This is a genomic window from uncultured Brachyspira sp. (assembly GCF_944390595.1).
Lineage (GTDB): Bacteria > Spirochaetota > Brachyspiria > Brachyspirales > Brachyspiraceae > Brachyspira.
The window spans coordinates 1-3,528 of sequence record NZ_CALXRN010000192.1 but is presented as its reverse complement, the minus strand read 5'-3'; the positions used below and the strand labels follow the sequence as shown (position 1 = coordinate 3,528).

Here is a 3,528-nt window from a genome sequence, read left to right as displayed (position 1 = left end):
AAATTAGCAGACTAAATAAAAAATAATCATTAAATATTGATTTTTTTTATTTAAATGTTAGAATATACTAACAATTTAGATATATATATAAACTTTATATAAAACTAATAATTAAAAGAATATATTTATAAAGTGAAAATAAAAAATAATTAAGGAGGTATTCAGAATAACTAAACATCAAAAAATATAACAGTTTGATAATAAAAATGAATAATTAAAAATAGTAGTGTTTAGGTAGTATACAAAGTTGTTAAAAAATTATAAACAAAAATATTTAAGGATAAAAAGATGAAACGTTTATATTATGTTTTAACAGCTTTAATAATAAGTGCTTATAGTATGTTTGGATATACAATATTAGAAGATTTTAATGATTTTTTAGTTGATGAGAATCAGCTTACTATAAGGCTTGATAGGTTTGGAGTTTTAGCAGGAACTGAAAATTTAAGATTTATGATAGGTGTGGAAGGAGAATCTGCAGGTGTGTTAGTTGATAATTTAACATCAGGTATCAAGGGGGGAATAAGTGTATTTTACCCTGCCCCTATTGCTGGTATAGCTTATAAAGCAGAAAGTTTTGGTATAGGATTAGGATATCAATTTAAATATGTAACTTCAACTTGGCAGGCACATGCTCCTATAATAACAGCAACTGCTTTGAATGACAATTTAAGAATCAATATACCTGTTACAATAGGTATAGGCGGAAAAAATACTGTTAATGAAGGTGATATAGCAGTTTCTACAGATATAAGAATAGAATATTATACAGGAAATGATATATTCAGCAGAATAAGAGTTAATTTACTATATGGTATGTATTCAATGAAGGCAAATGAAAGCAGAGTTCTTAATGTTCAAATGATGAATGCAACTTTTGGATTTCCTAATGACACTCAGGCTCATTCTATAGGAATAGATGCAAGAGGTTATTTTATAGCAGCAACAGATCCTATATTAATAGAGCCGCAAATAAGAATTGTGTATAAAGCCTCTATAAAAGATTTTGAAGGACCTTCATACTCAATTAGGGGAAGAACCGGCTCTAGCGGATTTGGATATTATCAAGTAGATGCCGCTTCTCCTATAGGAGGACTTGGATCATTTGACATCACATCTATGAATGTACCTCTTGATGGCGGAACCGCTACTGTAACTATAGGAGATGTTGACTATTATATAACTAAGCCTCAATATATGAGTTTATCTGTTCCTGTAGGTTTTACTGCTGAAAACGATATAATGACTCTTTATTTAGAACCTGCTTTATCTTTCTCCATGCTTACAGGAGGAATTAATGCTGGTATAGCTAGCTCTAAACCTGTAAGAATACCCCCTGTATTTTATTCACTTGGATATTTAGTTTATGGAGAGTTATATATTACACCTATGCCTAATTTAGAATGGTATTTTGAGGCTCAAATTGGAGGTGCTACTACAGTTGATGGTATTGGAAATAGTGCAGATAATGGACTTGTATTCAATGGAAGCACAGGTATTACTTGGAGATTTTAATTTGCTAAATTATTGATCTTGGGAATAGATTTATTGGGTATCTTAAAATTAGATGCCCAATATAAAATAAATAAGGTTATAAAGATGATTATACAAAAATATTATTGTCATAATGATGATTATAAAATAGTAAAAAAAAGAAAATATGAAAAAGATATGATGCTTTATATGATTAAATTATACTGCATGCATAATCATAAAGATTATCAAAAAATTTATAATAAAACGTTTGGAAGTAAGAACATATGTAAAGAATGTGAAGAGCTATACAATTATGCTTGTGAAAGAACAAATAAATGCAGATTTATAAAAGAAAAAACATTCTGCAGTGCATGCAAATCACATTGCTATAAAAAAGACATGAAAGAAAAAGTAAAAAAAATAATGTCTTATTCCGGAAAAAGAATGATTATTCATCATCCTATAGCAGCTTTTAAACATGTATTTGTAATGATGAAGCATAATATAAACAAAAATAAAAAATTAGATTTTAAAGGTGTTATATGAGAATATTATTTATTTGCTTAGGATTTCTTTTTGTAGGTATTGGTGCTGTTGGAATAGTTGTACCAATTTTGCCAACTACCCCATTTCTTTTACTTGCCTCTTTCTTTTTTGCAAAAGGCTCTAAAAGATTTCATGATTGGTTTATGTCCACAAAATTATATAAAAAACATTTGGAAAGTTTTGTAAAATCAAGATCCATGACTTTAAAATCTAAACTTACAATACTGCTTCCTGTTAGCGCCATGCTTATAATTACATTTATTTTTGTTAATAATCTGCATGCTAGGATAGTTCTTGTAATACTTTTCATTGGAAAATATTTATATTTCTTTACACAGATAAAAACAATAAAAAATGAAGAATTACAAGCAAATTCTGATAAATTGAAAATTTAGAAAATAAAAAAACAAATACTGTTCCCTTCCATATTTAGGAGATAATAATGAAAGTATTAAAATATATTTTTATGATAAATACTATATTTTTAATGTTATTTTGCAATGCTTATTCACAAGAGGAAAAGGAAGAAAATAATGAAGAGAAAAAAGGTTTTCAATCTGTACTGGATAATAGATTTTTTTCTGTAGGATTATTCAGCAGTGCAGATTCTATAAAAACAACAGTTAATATAGAATTGGGATTTAAAATAATGAAATATAATAATTTTCAAATAAAAAGCTATACTGCAATAACTGGTTCCAAAATTTATGATGACAGTCCTCAAATGTACGAATTGGGAATCATGCAAAAATTAACATTTGGCAATGATGACGAATATACAGGGACTATCAGTGTATCAAGATATGGTTTTGCTTTTGCAAGTTTTGGATTTTTATCATTTGATGCCGACAAAAGCGGTAAATTTTTATTCTCTGCTCCATATTATTGGGAAATAGGCGGAGGTGCCGGCTTTAATATAAACATAAGTAAACATGTTGCTATAGTGCTAGAATTCGGAGGAGGAATGCATTTCGTACATAATGGTGCTGAACTTGGATATCCCGCAAAAATTAATAAAGCTGGTTTTGGAAGAATGAGTATAGGAGGAAGATATTATTTTTAAATAGCTTTTTTGTAACTTCTCCCAATATAATCTTTACCTAATTATAAAATATAGTTAGGTAAAGATTATAACTAAAAATATTAAATATATATATTGACAATTATATTAAATATATTAAAATGAACATTGTTCAATTTGAAAAACATATATAGGAGTAAAATATGAAATATGTAATAATTATATCATTAATGTTATACGGGCTATTATATCCGTACAGTTCTAAAAATATCAATAATTTTTATAACAACTATTATTCATCAAGTTATAATATTAACACTATAGAAAATAATAGTTCTCAAACATATAAAAATATACTTTCTTTAGTTAAAGCTAAAAGCATGACTGATGAAAAAGAAAAATATAATTATTTGAAAAATGCTATAAGTCAAAATAAGGATTATATAAAATCTGATGATGCTGATTATTTAATAAGCGTATCTGAG

At 27.1% G+C, this 3,528-nt stretch carries 4 protein-coding genes and 1 pseudogene; all 5 read left to right on the top strand.

Going from position 1 to position 3,528, the window contains the following annotated elements; all coding sequences use genetic code 11:
* The first annotated feature begins 288 nt into the window (after positions 1-288).
* Positions 289-1,515, top strand: a complete 1,227-nt coding sequence (locus Q0J90_RS11590) for a variable surface protein VspJ (protein ID WP_297278057.1) — start codon at positions 289-291, stop codon at positions 1,513-1,515.
* 84 nt (positions 1,516-1,599) lie between these two features.
* Positions 1,600-2,022: a nitrous oxide-stimulated promoter family protein gene (locus Q0J90_RS11585; RefSeq protein WP_297278056.1), complete on the top strand. Its 423-nt coding sequence runs from the start codon at positions 1,600-1,602 to the stop codon at positions 2,020-2,022.
* A complete protein-coding gene (locus tag Q0J90_RS11580; RefSeq protein ID WP_297278055.1) occupies positions 2,019-2,417 on the top strand; it encodes a YbaN family protein in 399 nt (132 codons plus the stop codon). Before Q0J90_RS11585 ends, Q0J90_RS11580 begins: the two co-directional genes overlap by 4 nt.
* A 47-nt stretch (positions 2,418-2,464) precedes the next feature.
* Entirely contained in the window at positions 2,465-3,085 is a 621-nt protein-coding gene (locus Q0J90_RS11575; protein WP_297278054.1) for a hypothetical protein, read from the top strand.
* A gap of 161 nt (positions 3,086-3,246) precedes the next feature.
* A pseudogene (locus tag Q0J90_RS11570) lies at positions 3,247-3,528 on the top strand (hypothetical protein); the annotation flags it as partial.